The sequence below is a fragment of the Paenibacillus riograndensis SBR5 genome, assembly GCF_000981585.1.
GTDB classification, from domain to species: domain Bacteria; phylum Bacillota; class Bacilli; order Paenibacillales; family Paenibacillaceae; genus Paenibacillus_AQ; species Paenibacillus_AQ riograndensis.
In genome coordinates, this window is record NZ_LN831776.1 from 1,541,502 (window position 1) to 1,565,213 (window position 23,712).

The following is a 23,712-nucleotide window of genomic DNA, read 5'->3' on the forward strand; positions in this document are numbered from 1 at the left end:
GAGCAGTTCGGCGGAGAAATCCGCTGAATGCTCTTTTTTTATGCTCAGGGGACGGGGAAGCTGCGGCTTAAAATAAAATTTCTTTATTATCATTTTTTAATATAAAAATTAAAGGAATTATGCCGATACCTGTCGAATTATGGAATCGTTAAAGGGTTTACATGCCCGGCCATCTTAGATTTATTAAAATTATTGGAGGCAGAATTATGAAAAGGAGCTTTAAACATTCAAGACATTCGCTTATCGGAATGTTCCTGCTTGGAATTGCGGTGTTTTTCTGTTTACGTCCGGCAGATTTGTACGCTGCGGGTCCTACACCGGACAGTTTCACAACAACGAGCTATAGCAGCTTGCCTTCAAATGCAATGTCAGCGATGGCTTACGGCAACAACGTGTATATTGCAGTCGGCTATTACGGGGCCATTATCAAATCGGCAGATGCCGAAACCTGGGTGAACGTAAAAACCAAAGCCGACATTAATTACACGGGTGTGACGGCTCCAGGTTCTTTTACTTTTAACGGGGCGGCTTATGGGAATGGTTTATTTGTTGTTACGGGAAGTGAAGGGGTGATTCTGACCTCGCCGGACGGCAACACGTGGACTCAGCGCAGTTCTGGGGTCACCTCTGGAATCTGGAGTACTGAATTTCTCACTTTTAATGGAAGCAGCGCCTTCTACGCGACAACACAAGGGAAGCTGCTGACCTCACCGGACGGGATCAACTGGACTTCAATCGTTCCAACAGGTGTGGACTCCTCGCTCACTTTAACCAAAGTAACCGTAGGCAATGGCGGCACCCGGTTAGCGGTAGGAGGGGCGAACGGAAGAATTTACTCCACCACAAATGGCACGGCCTGGACCTCGGCCCAGCCCTCAACCGCCGAAGGACAGTCCATTGGCACCAACATGGTGACCTGGATGAATGACCGCTATTATATTTCAGATCCTAGGGCCTACATTTGGACCTCTACGGATCTCTCCACATTTACGCTGCTAGGCCCTCCTTTTAAACAAAATGCCTCTCAACATAACAACCAGATGTTTAATGGCTTTTACGATGGTACCAAGTATTACATGTTCGGTTATGAATCTCCAAACTATGGAGCAGTGTACACCTCAACGAACGGAACCACATGGACCATGCAGCCGTTCAAAAATTATTTTGTCACACAGAATGCCCGTTATCTGAACGGAAAATATTTCCGTTTGGGCAATGAAGGAATGCTCGTATCCTCAGATGGCGCGGATTGGCGTTATAAATGGGGCGGAGCTTTTACAGAGATTGTTCATGGCAGTGGATCACAGTATGTTGCAGTCGGGAAAACAGGCGGCGATGGGGCGATCTGGAACTCGGCGGATCTTGCACATTGGAATGAGGTAACGCTGTCCCCGAGGACGACAGGCTTCAATGCAGCTGCATACGGAAATAACACTTATGTCGCAGTCGGGGAGACGAATCAGACGACCACAGCGCTTGCCACCTCGCCGGACGGAACGACCTGGACGCTGCGCAGCGGCATAAATGATTCGACTACTCTATCGGATATCGCTTTTGGCAATGGGAAATTCGTTGCGGTAGGCTCCGGGGCGGGAGGTCCCAAAATAAAAACATCGGAAGACGGTGTTTCCTGGCATGAACCCGCGCTGCCCGTGCAGTCGATAGACGCAGTGTACTCCATCGCCTACACCAATAATCAGTTTATTGCTCTGGGATACGGGTATAGTGATGAAGGTTATTTGAATGCTGCCAGCATTTGGACATCCGCGGACGGGGAAACCTGGTCCAACCGCTCCGGGGCATACCCCAACCAGACGGACGGTTTCAATAACCTTCTGTATGATGGAAGCAAATATGTTTTGACCGGTTATGATTCAAGCACATATGAGGTGTTTTCCCGTTCCAGCGAGGATCTAACCACTTGGAGCAGTCCGACCTTAACGGGGACGTATACCTATTTTTCATCCTCAGCCATGCTGGGGCAAAAAGGCAATAACCTCTATATGCTGGCCTATGACAGCAGCAATACTCCCGTCGTATATTACACTGCCGACCACGGTTCGACCTGGCAGAATGCCGGTGTGGATATGTCTTCCATTGATCCGAATGCGATCTATTCGCTGATGGAGGCGGATGAAAAAGTGCTTCTTTCCGGGAATTCACAACTGGTTATGACGACAACGGGTACCCTGGCGCAAGCTGAAGCCCCGACCGCGAATCCAGCCGGAGGTGCGGTGGCACCGGGCACGACGGTTGCGCTGAGCAGTGCGACGAGCGGAGCGGCGATCCATTACACGCTGGACGGCAGTGTGCCGACGAGCAGCAGCCCAGTGTATAGCGGGCCGATCCCGGTCACCAGTGCGGTGACGATTAAGGCCATCGCTGTGAAGGCGGGAATGACGGACAGTGCCGTGATGAGCGAAGCGTATACGATCATGGCACAGGTCGAAGCGCCAACGGCAAACCCAGCCGGAGGTGCGGTGGCACCGGGCACGACGGTTGCGCTGAGCAGTGCGACGAGCGGAGCGGCGATCCATTACACGCTGGACGGCAGCGTGCCGACGAGCAGCAGCCCAGTGTACAGCGGGCCGATCCCGGTCACCAGTGCGGTGACGATCAAGGCCATCGCTGTGAAAGCGGGGATGACGGACAGCGCCGTCATGAGCGAAGCGTATACGATCATGGCACAGGTCGAAGCGCCAACGGCAAATCCAGCCGGAGGTGCGGTAGCATCAGGCACGACGGTTGCGCTGAGCAGTGCGACGAGCGGAGCGGCGATCCACTACACGCTGGACGGCAGCGTGCCGACGAGCAGCAGCCCAGTGTACAGCGGGCCGATCCCGGTCACCGGAGCGGTGACGATCAAGGCCATCGCCGTGAAGGCGGGAATGACGGACAGTGCCGTCATGAGCGAAGCGTATACGATTATGGCGCAAGTTGAAGCGCCGACAGCGAATCCAGCCGGAGGTGCGGTAGCACCAGGCACGACGGTTGCGCTGAGCAGTGCGACGAGCGGAGCGGCGATCCACTACACGCTGGACAGCAGCGTGCCAACAAGCAGCAGCCCAGTGTACAGTGGGCCGATCCCAGTCACCGGAGCGGTGACGATCAAGGCCATCGCTGTGAAAGCGGGGATGACGGACAGCGCCGTGGTGAGCGAAGCGTATACAATTATGGCGCAGGTCGAAGCGCCGATAGCGAACCCAGCCGGAGGTGCGGTGGCACCGGGCACGACGGTTGTGCTAAGCAGTGCGACGAGCGGAGCGGTGATCCACTACACGCTGGATGGCAGCGTGCCGACGAGCAGCAGCACGGAGTATAGCGGGCCGATTCCAGTCACCGGTTCGGTGACGATTAAGGCCATCGCCGTGAAGGCGGGGATGACGGACAGCGCCGTGGTGAGCGAAGCGTATACAATTATGGCGCAGGTCGAAGCGCCGACCGCGAATCCAGCCGGAGGTGCGGTGGCACCGGGCACGACGGTTACGCTGAGCAGTGCGACGAGCGGAGCGGCGATCCATTACACGCTGGACGGCAGCGTGCCGACGAGCAGCAGCCCAGTGTACAGCGGGCCGATTCCAGTCACCGGTTCGGTGACGATTAAGGCCATCGCCGTGAAGGCGGGGATGACGGACAGCGCCGTGGTGAGCGAAGCGTATACAATTATGGCGCAGGTCGAAGCGCCGACCGCGAATCCAGCCGGAGGTGCGGTGGCACCGGGCACGACGGTTACGCTGAGCAGTGCGACGAGCGGAGCGGCGATCCATTACACGCTGGACGGCAGCGTGCCGACGAGCAGCAGCCCAGTGTACAGCGGGCCGATTCCAGTCACCGGTGCGGTGACGATCAAGGCCATCGCCGTGAAGGCGGGGATGACGGACAGTGCCGTCATGAGCGAAGCCTACACGCTTTCTACTGAACCGGAACTGGACAGTATCATTAGCCCGGTGAGTGCCGCTTTTGACAAAAAACAGACTCAACAGGCCGACGTGACCATTGAATTGACATTGAACGGAAATACCCTTATTGGAATCTCAAACGGGATAGCCAATCTTACTGCGGGAACGGATTATACGCTGTCCGGCAGTACGGTAACGATCTCTAAAACGTATCTCGCTTCTTTGGCGGCAGGCACCACCAGCTTAACCTTCAGATTTAGTGCAGGAGCAGCGCAGACTTTGGATATAACGATTACCGACACAACGGTTCCAATTCCCGGAGTACCTCTTCTCCAGTCCGCAGTATTCGGCAACGCCCAGGTCCAATTAATCTGGACACCCGTGGAAGGCTCGACAGGGTATAAAATCTTCCAAAGACTGGCCGATACGGAATACGGCAGCGAAATTGCTACCGTCAGCGGGTCTGTCTACAGCTATAATGCGGTGAATCTGTTGAATGGAACAACCTATTATTTTGTAGTCAAAGCAGCCAATGCTGAAGGGGACAGCGCAGCCTCCAATGAACTAAGCGCTACGCCAAAGACAGCTCCGGGAGCACCAACCAATGTAACAGCCGTATCCGGAAACGGGCAGGCGGTGGTATCCTTTACGGCCCCTGATTCAGACGGAGGCAGTCCGATTACCGGGTATGAGGTGATCTCCTCACCGGGAAATATTGTTGCTTATGGAACAGCAAGTCCCATTACGGTAACTGGACTCACTAACGGGACGGCGTACACTTTTACGGTAAAAGCAATTAATAGCGCAGGCAGCAGCACAACCTCTGCCTTGTCGAATACCGTAACGCCTATCGCTCCTTCCAGCGGTGGCGGAGACACTCCGCCCTCCGTGCCTGTAGCACCAGCAACACCAGCAACACCAGCAGCACCACCACCGGCTGTAACAGGTTTTAATGTTCTTGTAAATGGCAAGGTGGAGAATGCCGGAACAATAACAACCGCTACAGTAAATGGGCAGACGGCTCTGACTGTAGCCATTGATCAGGCTAAGCTGGAAGAAAAGCTTGCAGCAGAAGGCCAAGGCGCTGTAGTTACGATTCCGGTAACTGTGAAATCGGATATTGTCATTGCCGAGCTGAACGGCCAAATGGTTAAAGACATGGAAGACAAACAGGCAGTATTAGAGTTGAAAAGTGAAAATGCAACTTACACCCTGCCCGCCGGGCAAATCAATATGGACGCGATCCGAAGCCAGTTCGGTACCGCCGCTGCTTTGGGGGATATCAAAGTCAAACTTGAAATTGCTGCCCCTGCGGAGGATACGTTAAAAACGGTAGAAAACTCTGCGGTGCAGGGAGGATTCACGTTGGTTGCGCCACCGCTCAATTTTGTGGTGCGGGCTGAATATGGCGGCCAAACCGTCGAAATATCCAAATTCAGTGCCTACGTAGAACGGCAAATAGCCCTTCCGGATGGAGTGGACCCGAATAAAATTACCACAGCCATCGTAGTGGAGCCCAATGGATCGGTAAGACATGTGCCAACCAGGGTTACTACTATGGACCAAAAGTATTATGCAAAAGTGAACAGTCTCACCAACAGCACCTATTCGATCATCTGGCATCCGCTTGAATTCAAGGATGTGGCCGGACATTGGGCTAAGGATATCGTAAATAACATGGGTTCGCGGATGATTATTGACGGTACCGGAAATGGGCTGTTCGATCCCGATGCCGATATTACACGTGCTGAATTTGCCGCAGTTATCGTACGCGGACTGGGACTGAAGCTGGACAGCAGCGCCGCTTCATTTGCGGACGTGAAGGCCGGAGCCTGGTACAGCAGTGCGGTTCAAACAGCTTATGCGTATCATCTGATCAATGGATTTGAAGATGGTACTTTCCGTCCGGCGGACAAGATCACCCGGGAACAGGCGATGGCAATCATAGCCAAGGCGATGAAGCTTACCTCGTTAAAAGACAAGCTTCCGGTCCAATCGTCAGCAGAGCTGCTGAGTCCGTTCAAGGATGCAAGCAAAATCTCGCAGTGGGCGCAGAGCGGCGCTGCCGACAGTATTGAGGCAGGCATTGTCTCCGGACGCAGTGCTTCTGAGCTGGCACCTCAGGCGTATATTACTAGAGCTGAGGTTGCTGCTATTGTCCAAAGATTGCTGCAGAAGTCCAATCTGATATAACTAAAACTCACTCTAACACCTCCGGCTGCTTGGCAGCCGGGGTGTTTTTTTCTAAATATAAGCCAGGACTTATATGTTTTGGGGAAGGAGGTGAGCAGTGTTATAGAGATTGAACTTGAGATTTGTAATCTTCCTGTGAGATAACCACAGTGGATTCTTTGCATGACTGCACTTTGTGCAGTAGAATACCAATGATCCTGCGTCGAATCGCCTTCTGCTGTATTTCGTGCAACAGATTTTCGGATATAGCGTCCAAAACGGTTTTTCCAAGGGATTCTAATGTACAGAGTGCAATAGATGGAGTTTTTTGATTGAATTATGGGGTATTCTGCTGCAGAGAGTGCAATAGACATTCATGCCGCCCATTGGCGGCACTTCAGACGATGAAATCTCGGAGAAGGCCCTCAATTTTGGCTTTGCCAAAATTCGAGGCTTCCATAACATAGTCGTATGAATCGGGCATCGTTATTTCTGGACAGAATGCGAGTTCTGGCCTAATTTAGAAAGAGATTTGCATCGGGCTCATCCACTCGCATCGGACTCATATCGGCATCCGCCTCCGCATCTGGATAGGCCTGGTTGCTTCCATTCCTGCTTTTTTAAGTTCAAATTATTTAGTGGGAAAAAGGGAGCTTATTTCTTCCCAAAATCAACAATTGGTGAGATTAAGGTGGAAAAAGGAAACTTAATTGGGCAGTATTCCTTCGTCAGGGGCGAAATGAGCCGAATTAGTTATCCTTTTTCCACTTCGCCTGTGGAGAATAGGGTGTTCCAGCAAATTAGTGACCCTTTTTCCACTTGGAATTGCCAAACGATCCATACAGGGCTCCAGGCAACGCTAAACAGAAATCCAAAACAGAAATCCAAAACAGAAATCCAAAACGGCTGTCTTATTCAGTCAAGGAAAGGGTAGCTGTTTTTTGCAAGGAAAAGGTAGCTGTTTTGTGCAAGGACGGGGTAGCCGTTTTGTGCAAATATGTGGATTTATATGTTTCAGGCTACAAATCTTCCGTATATTTCCCGCTGGAACGGGTATCCCTTTTGGAGAAGGTGAAGCAGTGTCTGCTTGGTGGGACAATCGCTTATTGCTGCAACCTTTACTTACAGCCGGTCGTCTGAACTAACAGCCGTCTATGCAGAGAGACTAACTTACTCAAGGAGATGACAACCATGACAAACTCATTGAAAACAATTACCGGAATTCTAATATTAGCGGGTATGCTGGGCCTTACCGGCTGCAGCTCCGGCAGTAACAATGAGGCAACCGCCTCACCGGCAGCCTTGCAGCCGGGAGCAAGCAGCTCCGGCAGCAACGATGCAGCAACCGCCTCACCGGCAGCTGCTTCGGCAACGGAAGCCCCGACAGCCCCGCAGCCGGGAGCAAGCAGCTCCTCAGCACCGTCCGCAGCCCCGGCGGAAGCATCGGCTACCGCTTCGCCCAGTGCTCCTGGCGGAGGGGCCTCGTCGGCGGCAGCACCTCAAGACAGCAGCAAGCTGCTTGAAGAGCTCCTCCAACTGGCCCGGGAGGGCAAAGTGCCTGGTGTGGAATATGCCGCACACACCGGATTAATTGACGACGTGGAGGCTGCCTGGGGCGAGCCGGACACCAAAGAGACTGCGGGCAAGGGGATATACGCAACGTACAGCAAACAACATGTCGTCATCGGCTTCAATAAAGGCAGCCGGATTTTTGACGTCCGCTCCAGCGCCGCCGATCTGCAGAAATTGACACTGAAGGAGATTGAAGCTGTGCTCGGCGAACCGGAGAAAACAGCCGTGAACGGCGGCGATAAAATCTACATGTATCAGGCAGGCAAGCAATATGAGCTGAAATTCATCATTCCGGAGGCCTCGGGTACGGTGGATCATATCTCTGTATTTTCTGAACAGGATTCAATTAACAATATGGCCGGATAAGCTATAATACTTCCATGGACTTATCCTTGGAAAAGAGGTTCGGCTATGCATCTTGAATTAAACAACAGCGAATACAAAGTGATGGCAGACGGGATTACGATTACACTGCTGCCCAAGGAATTCGCTCTTCTGCAGTTTCTGTACCGCAATGTTGGACGCACCTTCAGCCGGGAGCAGCTGCTGGACCATGTTTGGCCGCTGGAGTATCCGGTAGAACGCACGGTGGACGACCATATCTACCGTCTGCGCAAAAAGCTGCATGTCCTCAGCGGCCTGGACATCAAGACTGTCCGGGGGTTCGGCTACAGTCTTGCCGTTCCGGGGACTCCTGCCGGTGTAGCCCTAAATCCGGCAATGAATGATCCGGAGCTGCGGGAAACCATGCGCAGCGTATTTTCCAAATTTCATGTATATGGCCAGGGCAAATCCATGGTAACGCTGGCGCGCCAGCAGGATATCCTTGGCTATGAGCTGGACTCGGTGTATTCCATGGTCATTCATTTTGTGCAGGGAGATTTGGAATGGCTGCTGCATACAGATGAAGTTCCGCTCAAGGAACGGTTATTTTATCTGATGATCTTTTACTTTCTCTCCGGCGATCCGAAGGAGCGGCTTGCGTATTGTGAGCAGGTGATTGAACTGAAGCTGGTGTACCCTAACTATCAGCTGGAGCTGGAGATTCTCACCATTCTGGACCTGTTCACCCTTGCGGGGCAACCGGAGCGGGCTTTGGAGCGTCTGAAACGTTCCCATCAGGTCATTGCTGAGCTTGGTTATGATAATTTCATTCCCGTGACGTTGATTACGGAGCTGTTCGTGCATCTGACGGCCGGCACCGGAGATGAGGAGCTTAAGCGGATGGATGAAGCGATTGGCGTCATCCTGCAGGAAAAACCTTTTCTCCGGGAGATCGGGAGCTATAAAGTGGTGAAGGGACTCTGGAGTTTGCGGCTGGAACAATGGCGTGAAGCAGAGAACCTGCTCAGTGAGGGGCTGCAGGTGCTGGAGATGTCTGGATTCATTCCCCTTCGGCTATATTCGCTGTACCGGATTGTGCATTTTTGCCGTATGTTCCCTCCCCCAAAAGCACTGCAGCATAAATATGAAGAAATATTTGTGGCAGAGCTGGAGCAATCCGGGTTGAACAGGTTCAGCCAGTCTCTGGAGGACACTATGCAGCAGGTCCTGAAATCCCTCTGATCTTTCTCTGACAATTCTCCGTTACAGTAGGGTCATACGAATAACCTGTTCTATGATTCTAAATGCAACTATGGAGGAATGACAGATGGAAGCTTCCGTCAAGCAGGGGAACAGCCTGCTGCACAACAAAGTATATATGCGCGTGTACAGTGCCTACGCCACAGCAGCCTTCGGGGATTGGTTCGATTCGCTGGCGATTCAGGTCCTGGTCGGTTACCGCTGGCATGCCAGTCCGCTGATGCTGGCGCTGATTCCGGTAGCGGTGGCGCTGCCCAGCGTTCTGCTCGGCTCTGTGGCGGGAGTGGCCGCCGACCGGCTGAACAAGCTGAAGCTGATGCGCATGTGTGATCTGCTTACTGCGTTCCTGACCGTCCTGGTGCTGTTCGCACCCAATATGGTGTGGCTGCTGCCGCTGCTGGCGCTGCGCTCGGCACTCTCCACGCTGAATGTTCCGGCCCAGCAGTCCATGACCCGGAGCATCGTCAGAGAGGATCAGCTGCTTCAGGCCACCTCGCTGAACGGGATCGTCAACCAGGGCTCCAAAATCGCCGGTCCTCTGCTGGGCGGTGTGGCGCTTACGCTGCTCAGCCCGCAGTGGTGTATCCTCCTGAACGCCATATTCCGGGTAGGCTCTTATCTGCTGCTGCTCTCGGTAAAAAACATCCATACCGGGGATGAACACCCGGCGGCGGAGGTGCAGGAAGAACGGGTTCCGCTGCGCAAGATGTGGGCTGAGGGCTGGAGCTTTATGCTCCGCAGCAGACTGTTGCTGCATACGATGCTCTTTGGACTCACAGGGGCGCTGGCGATCCAGATCATTGATTTTCAGTTCACCAGCCTGTTCCGTGTGATATCACCGGCGAATGAATCCCTGCTGGGCTGGATGGTTGCCGCATCCGGGGTCGGGGCCGTATCTGTTATTCTGCTTCTGGGCAAGTTGAAACCGGGAACCAGCTATGGACTACGGCTCGGAATGGGCTATGTGCTGATAGGCGGTTCTGTCGGCGGGCTCGGCCTGCTTCAGCCGGGGGCTTCTGTGATTTGGGTGCTGTTGTTCGGATTAATACTGGGGCTCGGGAATGGAAGCTTTTTCGTGGCCTTCAATTATTGTCTGCAAAAAGAAACCCCGCCCCACATGACCGGCCGCATCTTCGGCATCCAGAGCAGCATACTCGGTCTGGTGATGATTACAGCGCCTCTTCTGGGAGGCTGGCTGGTTCAGGTGGCCGGACCCGGCCGGATCTTTATGAATTTTGGCATGGTTCAAGTGCTTCTAGGGCTCGTCGGAGTGCTTTTTGGCCGGGTGCTCTGGCCTGAAGCTAAGCGGGAGAGTGTGCAGCCCATGGTGGAGCACAGTTGATTTGGCTAGGAGACACGGGTAACTGCAGTCTGTACAGCTAATTCGGCCTTATTCAAGCCAATATGGCTTTTAACTGCAGTTCATGCAACTAAAAATCACTTTTTGCTCATATTCACGGAAATGGTCTTTTTTAATTGTAAGTAATACATTTAAACTCCGATAGCTCCTGGATTACTCAGATATAGCTGCACAAAATACACTTAAGAGCCAGAGCCAGAGCCAGAGCCAGAGCCAGAGCCAGAGCCAGAGCCAGAGCCAGAGCCAGAGCCAGAGTAGCACCAAGCCCTCAGGGGCTTTTTTCCTTTGATATGGAGGAGACGGGCCCGGCCGGGCGAATATGTAAATGAAGATCGTTTTTGTATTATCAGGAGGAACAAAATGACAACGACCACTTATATTTACATGGTGCGGCATGGAGATTCGCTCAAAACATCGGGCAACGAAAGATCGCGTTTTCTATCAGCCCAGGGTGAGAAGGATGCGCAGAGAGTAACGCAGCGGCTGCTGGGTGAAGGCATAGATGCCTTATACAGCAGTCCGTATACCCGGGCAGTAGATACGATTGCGGGCCTGGCCGGGGCGCTGGGCAAAGAGATTCATAAGGTCGAGGATTTAAAAGAAAAATGCTGGACGGAAGACGACCGTACGCTGCAGGACCCGGAGCTGTATCCTTTTTTGGAGCAAATGTTCGCGGAGCCGGATTTTGTGCTGGAAGACGGCGGGGAGTCGAACCGTGTCTGCAAAGAGCGGGCCGTAAAGGCGTTGAAGGAGATTCTGCGCAATCATCCGGGCGAGAGAATCGTGATTGGCACCCACGGGATGGTCATGACGCTGATGATGAATGAGTTCGCTGAGGAATACGGGCTGGATTTTTTGCTGCAGACCCGCAAACCGGATATTTACCGGATGGAAATGAAGGATGGATTGCTTAGTCATGTGCAAAGAATGCCGCTTGATGACTGACCGTACATAATGAAGAATGAGGAGCAGGCAGGTGACCTATGAAAAAAAGCATACTGCTCATCCAGCCGGAAAATCAGAAGATTAACAGCTTCCGGAGGAAGCAGTTCAACAATTTCGTGCAGATTACGATGCCTTATTTGGCTGGTTTCATAGATGAAGCTAAATATAAGATTACGCTTGTGGATGAATATCAGCAGCAAATCCCCTACACCCGGAAGTTCGATCTGGTAGCGATCACAGTAAATACGCCGAACAGCGGGCATTGCTACAAGATGGCGGAGAAATTTCAGGCGGCTGGAGCCAAAGTGGTGATGGGCGGTCCCCATGCCACGCTGCTCCCCGCAGAGGTGTCGGAGCACTGCGATATCATTGTCATTGGAGAGGCAGAGGCCACTTGGCCGCAGCTGCTTGAGGATTTCTATCAGGGCAAATATCAAACCGAATACCGTTCGGATGCCATTCCTGAGCTGACGAACCTGCCGCTGCCCAGATGGGATCTCCTGCACAGAAACCCGCTGATGAAGGGGGCCGTTATCTCCACCCGGGGATGTCCCTACAACTGCTCCTATTGCAACTTGAAGCAAATCTACCACAACCGTTTCCGTACCCGGCCGGTCAGCGAAGTGATTCATGAGATTTCCCTGATGAAATCGCGGTTTTTTGTGTTCTGGGATGACAACTTTTTCGCAGACAAAGCCCATGCCATAGAGGTGATGGAGCAGCTGCGGCCGCTGCGTAAAAAATGGGCGGCGCAGGTGACCCTGGCTGACTGCAACAACGATGAGCTGCTGGAAAAAGCCAGTGCCGCAGGCTGCCTGTACCTGTTCGTAGGCCTGGAATCCTTCTCACCGGCGGCACTGCGGGGGGTGAACAAGGGAATGAACCGGGTAGATGCCTACCGGGACATTATCGGCAAGCTGCACAGGCATAACATCATGATCCAAGCCGGCATTGTATTCGGGTTCGATGAGGATACGCCGGATTCCTTCCGGCAGACCCTTGAGGGCTGCGAAGCACTGGGGATTGACGGGGTGACGGTCAGCTTGCTGACACCCTTGCCCCGGACACCGATATATGCCCGGATGAAGAGGGAGCAGCGCCTGCTTCACGAGGACTGGAGCCTCTATAACGGCAAAACCGATGTGGTATTCCATCCCGCCGGCATGACTTCCGAGCAATTATATGAGGGTTATCTTGATTTCCGGCGGCGCTTCTATTCCCTGCCTTCGTTCATCCGCCGGATGCGGGTGTCGGGAACACATCCGGTCTATAACTTTGTCATGAACCTGGGTTACCGCTTGGCGATCAAGCGGGGCTGAGGTGAGGCTGTGGACGTTTGTGCGGTCAAGGTACAGGGTTACGGGCAAGCCAGCCGTCTGCTACAGCTGATAAAAGCGCGCCGTATTGGCGGTCAGCATCGCCTTCGCCTGGGCGGCAGAATACCCATGCAGCTCTGCCCAGGCGGCGGCAACATCATGAACCATCGCCGGGCGGGTTGGACGTCCGGCAAAGGGGCCTTCGAACGGCCAAGGCCCGTCCGTCTCGGCCATGACCAGCCCCGGCGGGTAGCGCCGTGCCAGCTCCCGGATCTCCGGCTCATATACAATATCCGGGGTGAAGGAGATATGGTAGCCGCGTTCAATCATGCGCGTGACCGCTTCTTCCGGACCTTTGAACCAATGGAAATGCGCTCTGGCAATGCCATGCTTCTCCAGCAGATTGCAGGCGGTTATAGCGTCCTCGTAGACAGCATGCAGCACCACCGGTTTGTTCAGGCGGGCTGCCAAAGCAAGCAGGTTATCGAGTACCCGGAGGTAAGGCTCCTGCTCAAAAGCTTCCCCGCGTGCCAGCGCCTCAGCCCTTGAATAGTAGGGAAGCCCGATCTCGCCTACAGCCACCATCTCCCCTGCATGCTGACTGATCCACTTCAACAGTGCCGCAAGCTCAGACTCCGTTGGAGCCGGCTGCTCCGGGTGAAATCCGTAGGCCGGTTTTACCCGGCCCGGATACCGGGCGGCGATTTCTTGTGTACGGATACAGGAATCAAGGTTCATCGAGACCGCGACGAGCGATTGGATATCTTGCTCCAGCAACCCGGGCAGCATGGCCTGCAGCTCGGAATCCTCATATTGCTCCAGATGTATATGAGCATCAATCATCGCTTCATTGCTCCTTCTCCACATACTGCTCAGTGGTGTCATGAGGTTGAAAGCGGATCGTATCCAGTACCATTCCTCCATTGCCTGCTTTGTAGTCCAGCATCAATGTCCCCATACTCTCCCCAATTCCTGCATTAACACTGGTCTCCGCCTTCAGCTTGCCATTCACCACTTTATAATGGGTGACTGCCCCGATTCCTGCCTCTGTGCCGAAATGATCCAGACCGCCGTCTCCTGCCCGTCCAGGAAGCCGCAAGGTAACCTTGGATGGGGCAGCGCCTGCAAGCTCAAGCCGTACCACAACATCGCTGTTGTCCAAGGTGATTCTGGAAGAGACAGCGGCGGAGGCTGCCTTTTCCGCTGTGGGCACCGCTAGCTCCTTCCACACTTCCGGCTTGACCACATGGAGCTCCTCTTGGGAAATACCCGTTCCTGTACCAAGACTTAAGATCACTATAGCTTCCGGCTTCCCGTCATCATCCACATCGGCATAGTGAAGTTCCGGCGGGTAAGACACCAGTCTGGGGGATTCCCAGTTAAAGCTGTGCTTCCTGCCGTTCACTTCGAGCATGAATCCTTTATAGGTACTGCCTTGCTTCCGGGCCGTATACAGCTTGGCCTTACCGGAGCTGCCCGCTGCAATTGCAAGGGGTTCCTTGAGGACCCGCACGGATGTGCTGACATCTCCTGATGTAATGGATACGGTATTTCCAGAAGCAGCAGGCTTGGCTTCCGCCCCGGTAAGCAAGGACACCGTCCCGGCAGAAACATACACATGCCCCTCCTTGAGAAGGACCGGCCCCTCCAGCTTGTCCACATAACCTCCGTCAGTCTGCGTATATTGAACCTGCATGGCTGAACTGCCGGGTGACAGAACCGAACGGGAGCTGTTTGTGGTTAAGCTGAGTTTCTTGTGTGCATTATCCCATTTCAATTCAACCGGGTAATATTCCAGCAGCGCTCTGGCCGGGACATACAATAACTCTCCGGAATAAAAAGGGCGAAGCTTGGGCAGAACGGATTGGCCGTCTACCGACAGTGTTAACGGTGCAGCTGCGGATACAGAATCTATAGTCGGAGCTGCCGCACACCCGGCGATCAGCAAGGCGAGAGCGGAAGCGGTCAGTATTTTTTTCACAGAATAACCTCCAGAGTCTAAAAGTTCCAATCAATACAATTATACTGTATATTTTCCGCTCCGGGGACACGATCCGTTAACAATAAGAAGACAGGAATGTTACGTTTTATGCAAGAAAAGAAGCCGTCACTACAATTCAGGCGGAAAGCTGCGGCAGATGTCAATGAATTGCTGCAGAGCTGGAGGCACGGATTCATGGCTTCGTGTGCAGATGGCAATATGATTGCTTAGCTGAATGCCTTCTACCTGCACCCGGGACAGCCGCTTCTGTTCCACATATTCCCGCACAGCCAGAGAAGAAATAAAGTTGGCACCGTATCCGGCCATGACCGAGCGGATGGCTTCGCCCAGACCGCTGAACTGCAAAGTAACCTGCGGAGGCTTTAAACCATAGGTAACACACAGCGAGACAAGACGTGCCCGGGTTGAACTGCCCTCCTCCCGCATAATGAACGGCTCCAGCATCATCTCCTGTAATGACACGGTACGGCCTGCGTAGGGATGGGAAGGGGACACCACGAACCACAGCTCATCCTCAAAAAGCTCCAGCCAATCGATATCCTCCGGCCTGTCCTGTGCTCCCCCTCCATAGAAGGCGACGTCGGCTTCATGGCGCTTCAGTTGTTCAAAAGCTTGCTGGGAATTGGTTGTTGTAATCTCCATTTCAATCTCCGGATAGCCGGCTTTGAACCTGGCAGCCCAGCCAGGAACCAGGAAATTGGCCGGAAGATAAGTGGCGGCAATGCGGAGCTTGCCTTTCCGGCCGTGGCGGTAGTCCTCTACAAATTCATCAATTTGTTCCTCGTAGGTGAAGAAATTGCCAGCCTGCTTAGCCAGTTCAATCCCAAAGGGGGTAAGCGAGACTCCCCGTCCACTGGGATTGAACAGGGGCAGCCCCAGATCCTTCTCGAATTTCTTGATCTGGCTGGTCACTGCCGGCTGGCTGATATTCAGCCGGGCTGCCGCCTTTGTAACGCTCCCGGTCTCGGCCACATAATAAAACAGTCTCAGGGCATGGATGTTAATAAGTATCCCTTCTTTCATAACATAAATATATGTAACACACAAAAACATATATTAGTATTATGATTCATTGTATCTTATATTAAAGACAGATCCAATACACAACATAAAGGAGGAATCATATCATGGGAGAAATGAATACATGGAGCGAGGTTGATGGATATTTCAACAGCAGGCTGCTGCCAGCCGATCCGGTGCTGGATACTGTGCTGGATGCGAATGCAGGAGCCGGATTGCCGGCGATTGATGTTGCCCCGAATCAGGGGAAGCTGCTGTATCTCCTGGCCAAGATGAAAGGGGCGGCAAACATTCTGGAGATTGGCACGCTGGGAGGCTACAGCACCATCTGGCTGGCCCGGGCCTTGCCGGAAGCAGGCAGACTGGTTTCACTCGAATACGAGCATAAGCATGTCGTGGTGGCGTTGGATAATCTGAGACTGGCAGGATTAGCCGATAAAACGGAGATCATTGAAGGGCCGGCGCTGGAGTCTCTGGCAGCGCTGGAAGCGCGGGGGGCTGCGCCTTTTGACTTTATTTTTATCGATGCCGACAAGCCCAATAATCCGCACTACCTGAAGTGGGCGCTGAAGCTGGCCTGTCCGGGAGCGGTTATAGTAGCGGACAATGTTGTACGCGGCGGTGAGGTGGTTCAGGCCGACAGCAAGGATGACCGGGTGCAGGGCATTCGTCAGTTTATAGACCTGCTGGCAGCCGAACCGCGGGTAGAGGCGACAGCACTACAAACCGTAGGCAGCAAAGGATATGATGGATTTGTTCTGGGGGTTATCTCCGGATAAAAAATGAGTCAAAATAATGCACGCCTGCGGATCGGAAAGCTATACCATACTTCAGCATTCCCTGGCAACGCCTGTGATGCAGACACCATGTTGTGAACTATCCTGATATCAATACAATTATAGCCATACAATCAGAGCGAATTCACCCAAAAGGACGGATATTAACCAGATTCGAAAGCCTTTTTCCAACTGGGGCTTGCGAAGACACAGGTGGTAATGCTAGTTGGAAAAAGGGAGCTTATTTCTCCCCAAAATCAACAATTGTGAGGTTTAAGTGGAAAAAGGAAACTTAATTGGGTCATATTCCTACGTAAGGAGCGAAATGAGCCGAATTAGTGACCCTTTTTCCACTTAACCTGCGAAGAATAGGGTGTTCAGGTAAATTAGTGACCCTTTTTCCACTTGGAATTGCCGAAGGATTCATACAGAGTTCTCCAGGCAAAGTTAAAGCATTGGCGGGGAAGCGGGGTGGAGGGAATTAAGTTTACTTTTTCAGCCAAAATAAATCGAACGATCTGGGCGTTTCCTTCCAATACATAGTGTAAGCCTGAGGGGGAATGACGGAATGGAAGATCAAACCGAATATTCGCAGCTCATAACGCGCACGCTGGCCGGCAGTCGTGAAGCCTATGGTGAATTATACGAAGCGACCATTCGCGATGTCTACAGGACCGTGCATTTCCTCGTTTCCGAGCCATCCGATGCGGACGATGTGGTGCAGGATATCTATCTCGAGCTGCACCGCTCGCTTAAGCAGTATAATGAGAGCCGGGCGTTCAGACCTTGGCTTATGGGACTGGTGATGCGGCAGGTTCACGCGTACCGGCGAAAGGGCTGGAGACAGCTGCGGATAAGCAAGAAAGCGGAGCATACCAGCGAGATCCAGGATGCAGATGTTGCCGGGGAAGTTATTGACAGGCTGTCCAGCCGAATGCTGATGGATAAAGTGAACAGTCTGCCATACAAGCTGAGGCAGGTCATTGTTCTGCACTACTTGCAGGAATATTCCCAGGAAGAGGCTGCTGCCATTCTCGGTATCCCGCTGGGAACTGTTAAATCGCGCATTCATGCTGCACTGCAGAAGCTGCGACGGAAACAAAAGGCTGACACCATTAGAATAGGGAAGGTGGAGGATCTGCATGAGTCTTGAAGAGAATCTGCGGCGGACGCTGCAAGCAGAAACTGAAGGCTGGAGCGCCCCACCGGAACTGAAGGGGAAGATCCTGGACAGGATTGAACCCGGAAAAGGGGGCAGACGCATGAAAAAATGGCTGATAGCTACGATACTGGCAGCATCGTTGGTGATCCCGGCCGGAGCCTATGCCGGGTATCATTATTTGAGTGATTCGATGTATGGCTCACAGGATAACTTTGTTCAAAATGGAGGAACGCTGGAGCAATATGAGCAAGTTGAAGCCAAGCTTCAGCAGGCAAAGCAGAGTCTGAGCGAGGAGGATTTCAATACAATGATCTCCTTGCTGCACAAGCTCGGCAGCTTCAACCTGCAAATTGCCGATGCGTCCGGGATGCTTCATCCTGAGAAGCTGAGTGCGAAGGACCGGGAGCGTTATAACCGGCTGGGGGCAGAGCTTGAGCCCTATTTCAGCAAGTTGAAGAACCCAAAAAAACCGCAGCAACCGGTGGAGCAGGTGGACCCCGATGCGTTTTGGGACCAGCAGCTTGCCAAAGCACAGAAGACCTTCAGCGGCGGGGAACTGGACGAGGTCCAGCGGTTAATCGGCGAATTGAAAGTGCTGAATGCCAAAGTAACTGACCCGGATGGCAGCATTCATATGGATCGGCTAACCCAAGCAGACCAGAGCAGCCAGGACCGGTTGATCGAGGAGCTGAACCCTTATCTGAAGAAGCTGGGTGTTCAGCTTAAGCCAAGCTCATAAGGAAAAAGACTGCCACGGATCAAGGAAGCAGCTTCAACTCCGAAATAAACAAAACCACCGGAAAGGCATAACCTTGCATTCCGGTGGTTTTTCATTCAATGCTGCATATCTCTCGGCGTCCTATAATTAAACATAACCTTCTAAACTACCTAGGGGAGGTTATGTTCATGAACAAGCTTGAAGCCATTCAGCAGCGCATCGAGGCAGAACGCAGGAAGCTGAATGAGATGGAAACAACCTATGGGCTACTGCATCCGAAAGTGATCAGGCAATCCATGAAGCTGGACACATTAATTAATGAGTATACCAAGGAATTATCGCTACGCTCGAATCCCTTCGAAAGCTAATGCCAACAGCTTCTCTACGAATTCTCCATTGAGTGTGTCTCCTGTAATCAGCAGCCGGTAGAATATCGGTCCATACATAAGATCAATACTGCAATTTACATCCAGATCCTTTTTCAGTTCCCCCCGCATTACCCCGCGCTCCAGCAGTTGTCTGGCTTCCTGACGGCGCGGTGCGAAGAATCTCGTCCGGTACGCCTCGGCAAGGCCGGCATCGAATTGTCCTTCTCCGATCATCTCCGTAATGACCTTTCCTTCACGGCTGTACAAAAAAGCGGCCAGGTTCGTTGCATGGATTCTAATATCCTCCTTAACGGAACCCGTATCCGGCACAGGAAGCCGGGCGGTAGCGGCGGACAGATACCCGTCAATCACCACAGCCGCTTTATTGGGCCACCATTTATAGATCGTCGCTTTGCTGACTTTTGCCCGTTCCGCAATCTTCTCTACCGTCACGGCGCCGAATCCCGTCTCCAGCAGCAAGTCATAGGATGCCGCAAGAATGGCAGCCTCGGCCTCATTATTGCGCGGCCGTCCTCTTTTTTTATCCATAATGATAACCTCCTGTTTGAATATACCCTTAGCCATATTCCGGTTCACCCTAAGAAACTATACGTTCATTATACAAAAACATACATGGAGTTAGCCAGCCTGGCGAAGGATAAGCTGTGAATCACAGACTTCATAAATAAATTTCAGATTGCCTATTTACAAAACTGTACGTTCAGTATATCATAAGGACATAAATTAATGAACTATACGTTTAGTATTTAAATGAAGGGTGGAATTCACATGAACCAGGTAAATCAGGCAAGCCGAGGAATGAACGTGAAACATGCGCAAGCAAGCGCAGCAAGCAAGGCAGTCCCCGGCTGGATCACTTTTCTGCTGGCGGCCTCCTGCGGACTTATTGTTGCGAATCTGTATTATGCCCAGACGCTGGTTGGACCGATCAGCGCAGCTACTCATCTTTCCTCTGGAGCTGCAGGGCTGATTGTGACGCTGACCCAGATCGGTTATGTGATTGGACTGCTGTTTGTGGTGCCGCTTAGCGACATTATTGAAAACCGCCGCTTGACGGTAACCTCGCTGGCAGTTGTGGTAGCTGCACTGGCAGCGGCTACTCTTGCTCCCAATGCGCCGTTGTTTCTGGCCGCCTCCCTGTTTATCGGGCTCGGTTCGGTAGCCGCACAAATTCTGGTGCCGTATGCTTCCTACTTAGCCGCTGAAGAACACCGCGGCCGGGTCGTGGGCAATGTGATGAGCGGATTGCTGCTGGGAATTATGTTCGCCCGCCCGCTAGCCAGCTTTGTCTCCGGCCTCTGGGGCTGGCATGCGATCTTTGCCATCTCTGCGGTAATAATCGCGCTGTTGACGATCCTGTTATCCCGTGTCCTTCCTAAACGTCAGCCTATTCCAACCATGAACTATGGCGGATTGATCCGTTCGCTGGGGACGCTGCTGAAGACTACACCGGTGCTGCGCCGCCGCGCGCTGTATCAGGCCAGTCTGTTCGGAACCTTCAGCTTGTTCTGGACGACCGTTTCGTTGCGGCTGGCCGACACCTATCATCTGAGCCAGCAGGGAATTGCCCTGTTCGCATTGGCCGGTGTTGCCGGTGCGGTTGCTGCTCCTATTGCCGGAAGACTGGCGGACCGGGGCTGGACCAGACCCCTGACGGGGCTTGCGTTTGTACTGGCGGCCGCAGCCTTTTTAATCGCTTACCTGTTCCAAAGTGATTCCAAAGTAACACTGGGACTGCTGGTTGTGGGAGCCATTATCCTGGATATGGGGGTTTCGGGGAACCTGGTGCTTGGACAGCGGGCGATCTATTCCCTTGGCAACGAAGCAAGAGGACGTTTGAACGGATTGTTTATGGCTATTTTCTTCATAGGCGGAGCCATTGGTTCCTCTCTCGGAGGCTGGGCATATGCGTATGGCGGCTGGGGGTTGACTACTCTGATCGGGCTGGCTCTGCCGGTGTTGGCCTTCCTGTACTACTTAACGGAGAAAAAACAAGCGTAAGCGGCAGGATCTTGTTAAAAAGACTGCTTTCTGGGCTGGATCAACCAGCGCTGGAGAGCGGTCTTTTCTTTTTATATGAAAATACCAAGCAGCAGAAGGTGCAACATAATCCGCATACAGCAGAGAAACAAACCATGATACTAGAGGGGATAAGGAAGATTTGTAAAGCTGCCGAAGTATCTACCTGAAGGGTTTGCTTTTGACCATGGGGAATTCAGCAAAGGGGAACAAGGTGTGAACGGCAAATACCTCGACCTGATATTCACCAGTGAAAAAATCGGCCAGAAGCTCTCCATGCAGTTTCGCTATTCCGACGAGGAAACAGCCTACGAAATGTCAACCAGCGGGAAGATGGAAAAAGTGCAGGTGAACGGCGCCGATGCTGTCATGATGGATGACAGAAGCCTGCATTGGGAAGCGGACGGCGTGTTGTATGCTATGAACACCTGTGGTCTGGAGCGGTCCGAGGTGTTGAAGATCGCTGAGTCGATCCGTTGACCAGAAATTAGCCGAAAAAAAGCAGCGGTTATCCATTTAGGAGAACCGCTGCTGTTTTATTCTATCCGAAATTTGGAGGCTGCTTCGGCCAGGCTTTTCGAGAGCTGATCTATGGTTCCCACCATCTCAGCCAGCTGGTCAACGGCGGAGGATTGCTCCATCATAGTAGCGGTAACTTCCTCTACCGATGCGGAAACCTCTTCTCCGGTAGCTGACAGGCTTTGAGCTGAATCGAGAACCTCGTCCTTATCCTTTTGCATATGAGCAATTTCATCGGCCATCGATTGGATTTGCACAGTGATTTCTGTGATTTTGTCCAGAATGGTCTGGAAGGCCGTTTGGGTTTGTCCTACGAGCTCATCCTGCTGTGCGGAAATCTGGTTAATCTCCATTACGCTATCATTATTTTCGGCGACAAACGCCAGGTTTTGTTGAATAATCTCATAAATTTCGTTCGATTGCCTCGAGCTTTGCTCAGCGAGCTTGCGAATCTCGGAGGCTACTACGGCAAAACCTCTTCCATGCTCCCCGGCTCTTGCAGCTTCAATCGATGCATTAAGGGCAAGCAGATTGGTCTGGGCGGCAATCTGATTAATGGCCCCCGTAATATTGCTGATGCTGTTGGAGCTATCCTGAAGCTTAACGGTGATGGCCGAGATTTTTTGGACTTCCTGTTCATTTTTGCTGCTGATCTCAATCAACCCTTCGACGACCTGATTGCTGGTATGGAAGACCTGGGTGATTTCTTCGGCTCTTTGTCTGACCGCTTGCGCGTTATCATTCATTCCGGCAAATTTCTCACTGAACCCGTAGAACTTATTGACGATTTGCTCGGTATCATTGGATTGAAGCTCCATCGCCTGGGCTATTCCCATTGAGGTCACCGAGGTTTCATTCACAGAACGGGCGGCCTGTTTGGAGGTCTCCTCCAGCTCATGGGTGCTTGTCTTAAGTATGGTGATCGAATCGTTCATATTGGTGATGAGCGCTTTATTTTGCTGGACCATGGTATTAAAGCTGTCCGCCAGATCCTTGAACTCACTTTTATAGCTGCCGTCTGCGGTCACCGTCAAATCTCCCGTAGCCAATGTTTTGAACCGTGAGGTCAGCGTAACTACAGGTTTGGTAATGGAACGGGACAGCAGCAGTCCGAAACCAATGGCAACCAGCAGGGCAATAACGGTTACAATCAATATCTTCATTAACATATCCTGAATGGGGCGTTCAATATCGTCGTAGGAATCAATAACGGATATAGTAAGGTCGGCCTTGGGAATTTTATTGATTCTCAGGTATTCAGTGCCCAGTTCGGTCGTCTGGATTTCCAGCTCATCCGTTGCCCGGGTCTCCAGTAAAGGTTTGATCCCCGGATCGTCACCGACATCCTGGCCAATACGCGCCGGGTCGGAGGAATTATATAATACAATCCCGCCCCGGCTTAGAACCTCAATTTTACCTTTGGCATTAATATTAATGTTGCCCAGTTTGTCGAGGAAGAAGTCGCTGGCTACTGTCATGGCCAGAACGCCCAGAACTTTGCCGTCGGCAGATTTGACCGGTTGCGAGAATACCAGGAGCAGTTTGTTGTTTGATTTGGAGACAATAGCGTCGCTGATAAACGATTTTCCTTTAAAGGCTTCTGTGAAATACTCCCGGTCAACCCGGGATTGCCCCAAACTCTCTTTATTGGTTCCTGCGACGATAGTCCCTTGCGAATCCAATACAAGCAAGGAGTCATTTCCTCCCTGCAGACTATCCTGAAGGATGGTGTTCGCTTTACTGAAAAGGGGATTGTCTGGGGAAAAGAACGCTTGATCCGATAAGGTTCCTTGTTCTCTAAGCTCTAGCAGCTCTTTGAAGGTATTATGCACGGAAATGACATAAGCGATTTGTTCCTCAAGCTGCATCGCTGTCCACAGTCCCTCGCCTATACGGTCACTATTCGCATTAATTTCATCCTTGCTCTTGCGGAGCAGCAGGTCCGAAGAAAACAGATAGACCGTGACCGAAGTAGCCAGGAGAACAACAGCCACAAGCAAGCTTAATAGAACGGGAAGTTTAACCTTCAATGAGATATTGCTTATTTTAGGGGATACGTTGTCTGCTTTCCACATGCTGTTTTTCTCCTCTGCTTTTGTTAAGTTACTCATATGGTTACGTTATATATCGGCTGCAAATTTACTTTAATTTAATGATAAAATTTTACATCCCACCAGGGTAAGATATCTAATATAGAGATATTTTCTCCTATACTAAAATGATCCAAAATGTTTTCGTGGGAGCTGTTGCGGTCATGGA

The 23,712-nt window shown here is 52.2% G+C and carries 18 protein-coding genes; 13 read left to right on the top strand and 5 right to left on the bottom strand.

Translation table 11 applies throughout. The annotated features are described in order from the left end of the window. Nucleotides 1–206 precede the first annotated feature (206 nt). From PRIO_RS34715 to PRIO_RS06745, 6 genes are all read left to right on the top strand, one after another. Nucleotides 207–6,092, top strand: a complete 5,886-nt coding sequence (locus PRIO_RS34715) for a chitobiase/beta-hexosaminidase C-terminal domain-containing protein (RefSeq protein WP_052741420.1) — start codon at nt 207–209, stop codon at nt 6,090–6,092. A gap of 1,170 nt (nt 6,093–7,262) precedes the next feature. After that, nucleotides 7,263–8,009 carry a YjgB family protein gene (locus PRIO_RS06725; protein ID WP_020427645.1) on the top strand — a complete coding sequence of 249 codons (747 nt, stop codon included), beginning with the start codon at nt 7,263–7,265 and terminating at the stop codon, nt 8,007–8,009. A gap of 45 nt (nt 8,010–8,054) precedes the next feature. After that, nucleotides 8,055–9,209 (top strand): winged helix-turn-helix domain-containing protein, encoded by a 1,155-nt coding sequence (locus tag PRIO_RS06730; protein WP_020427644.1) that lies wholly within the window; start codon nt 8,055–8,057, stop codon nt 9,207–9,209. An 85-nt stretch (nt 9,210–9,294) separates the two neighbouring features. Next, nucleotides 9,295–10,569, top strand: coding sequence for an MFS transporter (locus PRIO_RS06735; protein ID WP_046501584.1), 1,275 nt, complete (start codon nt 9,295–9,297; stop codon nt 10,567–10,569). A 378-nt stretch (nt 10,570–10,947) separates the two neighbouring features. Further along, the gene (locus PRIO_RS06740; RefSeq protein WP_020427642.1) at nt 10,948–11,532 is read left to right on the top strand and encodes a histidine phosphatase family protein; all 585 of its coding nucleotides are present in this window, start codon (nt 10,948–10,950) and stop codon (nt 11,530–11,532) included. A gap of 38 nt (nt 11,533–11,570) precedes the next feature. Continuing rightward, nucleotides 11,571–12,851 (top strand): B12-binding domain-containing radical SAM protein, encoded by a 1,281-nt coding sequence (locus tag PRIO_RS06745; RefSeq protein ID WP_020427641.1) that lies wholly within the window; start codon nt 11,571–11,573, stop codon nt 12,849–12,851. Between the two features lie 60 nt (nt 12,852–12,911). On the opposite strand, the gene PRIO_RS06750 is transcribed toward PRIO_RS06745, so the two are convergent. From PRIO_RS06750 to PRIO_RS06760, 3 genes are all read right to left on the bottom strand, one after another. Next, nucleotides 12,912–13,691 (bottom strand): TatD family hydrolase, encoded by a 780-nt coding sequence (locus PRIO_RS06750; RefSeq protein WP_020427640.1) that lies wholly within the window; start codon nt 13,689–13,691, stop codon nt 12,912–12,914. Nucleotides 13,692–13,695: 4 nt separating this feature from the next. Further along, nucleotides 13,696–14,829 (bottom strand): stalk domain-containing protein, encoded by a 1,134-nt coding sequence (locus PRIO_RS06755; RefSeq protein ID WP_020427639.1) that lies wholly within the window; start codon nt 14,827–14,829, stop codon nt 13,696–13,698. Nucleotides 14,830–14,958: 129 nt separating this feature from the next. Continuing rightward, entirely contained in the window at nt 14,959–15,855 is an 897-nt protein-coding gene (locus PRIO_RS06760) for a LysR family transcriptional regulator (RefSeq protein WP_039787249.1), read from the bottom strand. A 122-nt stretch (nt 15,856–15,977) separates the two neighbouring features. Between PRIO_RS06760 and PRIO_RS06765 the strand changes: the two genes are divergently transcribed. The 4 genes from PRIO_RS06765 to PRIO_RS06780 all read left to right on the top strand — a co-directional run bounded on the left by PRIO_RS06765 (nt 15,978) and on the right by PRIO_RS06780 (nt 18,894). After that, nucleotides 15,978–16,649: an O-methyltransferase gene (locus PRIO_RS06765; RefSeq protein WP_020427637.1), complete on the top strand. Its 672-nt coding sequence runs from the start codon at nt 15,978–15,980 to the stop codon at nt 16,647–16,649. Between the two features lie 565 nt (nt 16,650–17,214). Further along, nucleotides 17,215–17,799 carry a sigma-70 family RNA polymerase sigma factor gene (locus tag PRIO_RS06770; RefSeq protein ID WP_020427636.1) on the top strand — a complete coding sequence of 195 codons (585 nt, stop codon included), beginning with the start codon at nt 17,215–17,217 and terminating at the stop codon, nt 17,797–17,799. After that, nucleotides 17,789–18,547, top strand: a complete 759-nt coding sequence (locus PRIO_RS06775; RefSeq protein WP_020427635.1) for a DUF3600 domain-containing protein — start codon at nt 17,789–17,791, stop codon at nt 18,545–18,547. Before PRIO_RS06770 ends, PRIO_RS06775 begins: the two co-directional genes overlap by 11 nt. A gap of 167 nt (nt 18,548–18,714) precedes the next feature. Continuing rightward, on the top strand, nt 18,715–18,894 hold the full coding sequence (locus PRIO_RS06780; RefSeq protein ID WP_020427634.1) for an aspartyl-phosphate phosphatase Spo0E family protein: 180 nt from the start codon (nt 18,715–18,717) through the stop codon (nt 18,892–18,894). Here PRIO_RS06780 and PRIO_RS06785 read toward each other — a convergent pair. Further along, nucleotides 18,868–19,443: a TetR/AcrR family transcriptional regulator gene (locus PRIO_RS06785; protein ID WP_020427633.1), complete on the bottom strand. Its 576-nt coding sequence runs from the start codon at nt 19,441–19,443 to the stop codon at nt 18,868–18,870. The two genes, PRIO_RS06780 and PRIO_RS06785, sit on opposite strands and share 27 nt — an antisense overlap. Before the next feature lie 270 nt (nt 19,444–19,713). On the opposite strand from PRIO_RS06785, the gene PRIO_RS06790 reads away from it, so the two are divergent. The 3 genes from PRIO_RS06790 to PRIO_RS06795 are packed head-to-tail and all read left to right on the top strand — an operon-like array spanning nt 19,714 to nt 21,414. After that, nucleotides 19,714–20,916, top strand: a complete 1,203-nt coding sequence (locus PRIO_RS06790; RefSeq protein WP_039787246.1) for an MFS transporter — start codon at nt 19,714–19,716, stop codon at nt 20,914–20,916. A gap of 11 nt (nt 20,917–20,927) precedes the next feature. Further along, nucleotides 20,928–21,104, top strand: coding sequence for a hypothetical protein (locus tag PRIO_RS35945; protein ID WP_167345588.1), 177 nt, complete (start codon nt 20,928–20,930; stop codon nt 21,102–21,104). Beyond that, nucleotides 21,085–21,414, top strand: a complete 330-nt coding sequence (locus tag PRIO_RS06795; protein WP_081487155.1) for a DUF4367 domain-containing protein — start codon at nt 21,085–21,087, stop codon at nt 21,412–21,414. Before PRIO_RS35945 ends, PRIO_RS06795 begins: the two co-directional genes overlap by 20 nt. Before the next feature lie 56 nt (nt 21,415–21,470). Here the strand turns inward: PRIO_RS06795 and PRIO_RS06800 are convergent, their stop codons facing one another. Further along, nucleotides 21,471–23,528, bottom strand: coding sequence for a methyl-accepting chemotaxis protein (locus PRIO_RS06800; protein WP_020427630.1), 2,058 nt, complete (start codon nt 23,526–23,528; stop codon nt 21,471–21,473). Nucleotides 23,529–23,712: the final 184 nt, after the last annotated feature.

Coding starts and splice junctions, on each gene's coding strand:
- PRIO_RS06725 (WP_020427645.1), top strand. CDS start 7,263: ATGACAAACTCATTGAAAACAATTACCGGAATTCTAATATTAGCGGGT.
- PRIO_RS06745 (WP_020427641.1), top strand. CDS start 11,571: ATGAAAAAAAGCATACTGCTCATCCAGCCGGAAAATCAGAAGATTAAC.
- PRIO_RS06750 (WP_020427640.1), bottom strand. CDS start 13,691: ATGATTGATGCTCATATACATCTGGAGCAATATGAGGATTCCGAGCTG.
- PRIO_RS06800 (WP_020427630.1), bottom strand. CDS start 23,528: ATGTGGAAAGCAGACAACGTATCCCCTAAAATAAGCAATATCTCATTG.
- PRIO_RS06770 (WP_020427636.1), top strand. CDS start 17,215: ATGGAAGATCAAACCGAATATTCGCAGCTCATAACGCGCACGCTGGCC.
- PRIO_RS06740 (WP_020427642.1), top strand. CDS start 10,948: ATGACAACGACCACTTATATTTACATGGTGCGGCATGGAGATTCGCTC.
- PRIO_RS06775 (WP_020427635.1), top strand. CDS start 17,789: ATGAGTCTTGAAGAGAATCTGCGGCGGACGCTGCAAGCAGAAACTGAA.
- PRIO_RS06765 (WP_020427637.1), top strand. CDS start 15,978: ATGGGAGAAATGAATACATGGAGCGAGGTTGATGGATATTTCAACAGC.
- PRIO_RS06790 (WP_039787246.1), top strand. CDS start 19,714: ATGAACGTGAAACATGCGCAAGCAAGCGCAGCAAGCAAGGCAGTCCCC.
- PRIO_RS34715 (WP_052741420.1), top strand. CDS start 207: ATGAAAAGGAGCTTTAAACATTCAAGACATTCGCTTATCGGAATGTTC.
- PRIO_RS06785 (WP_020427633.1), bottom strand. CDS start 19,443: ATGGATAAAAAAAGAGGACGGCCGCGCAATAATGAGGCCGAGGCTGCC.
- PRIO_RS06735 (WP_046501584.1), top strand. CDS start 9,295: ATGGAAGCTTCCGTCAAGCAGGGGAACAGCCTGCTGCACAACAAAGTA.
- PRIO_RS06730 (WP_020427644.1), top strand. CDS start 8,055: ATGCATCTTGAATTAAACAACAGCGAATACAAAGTGATGGCAGACGGG.
- PRIO_RS06780 (WP_020427634.1), top strand. CDS start 18,715: ATGAACAAGCTTGAAGCCATTCAGCAGCGCATCGAGGCAGAACGCAGG.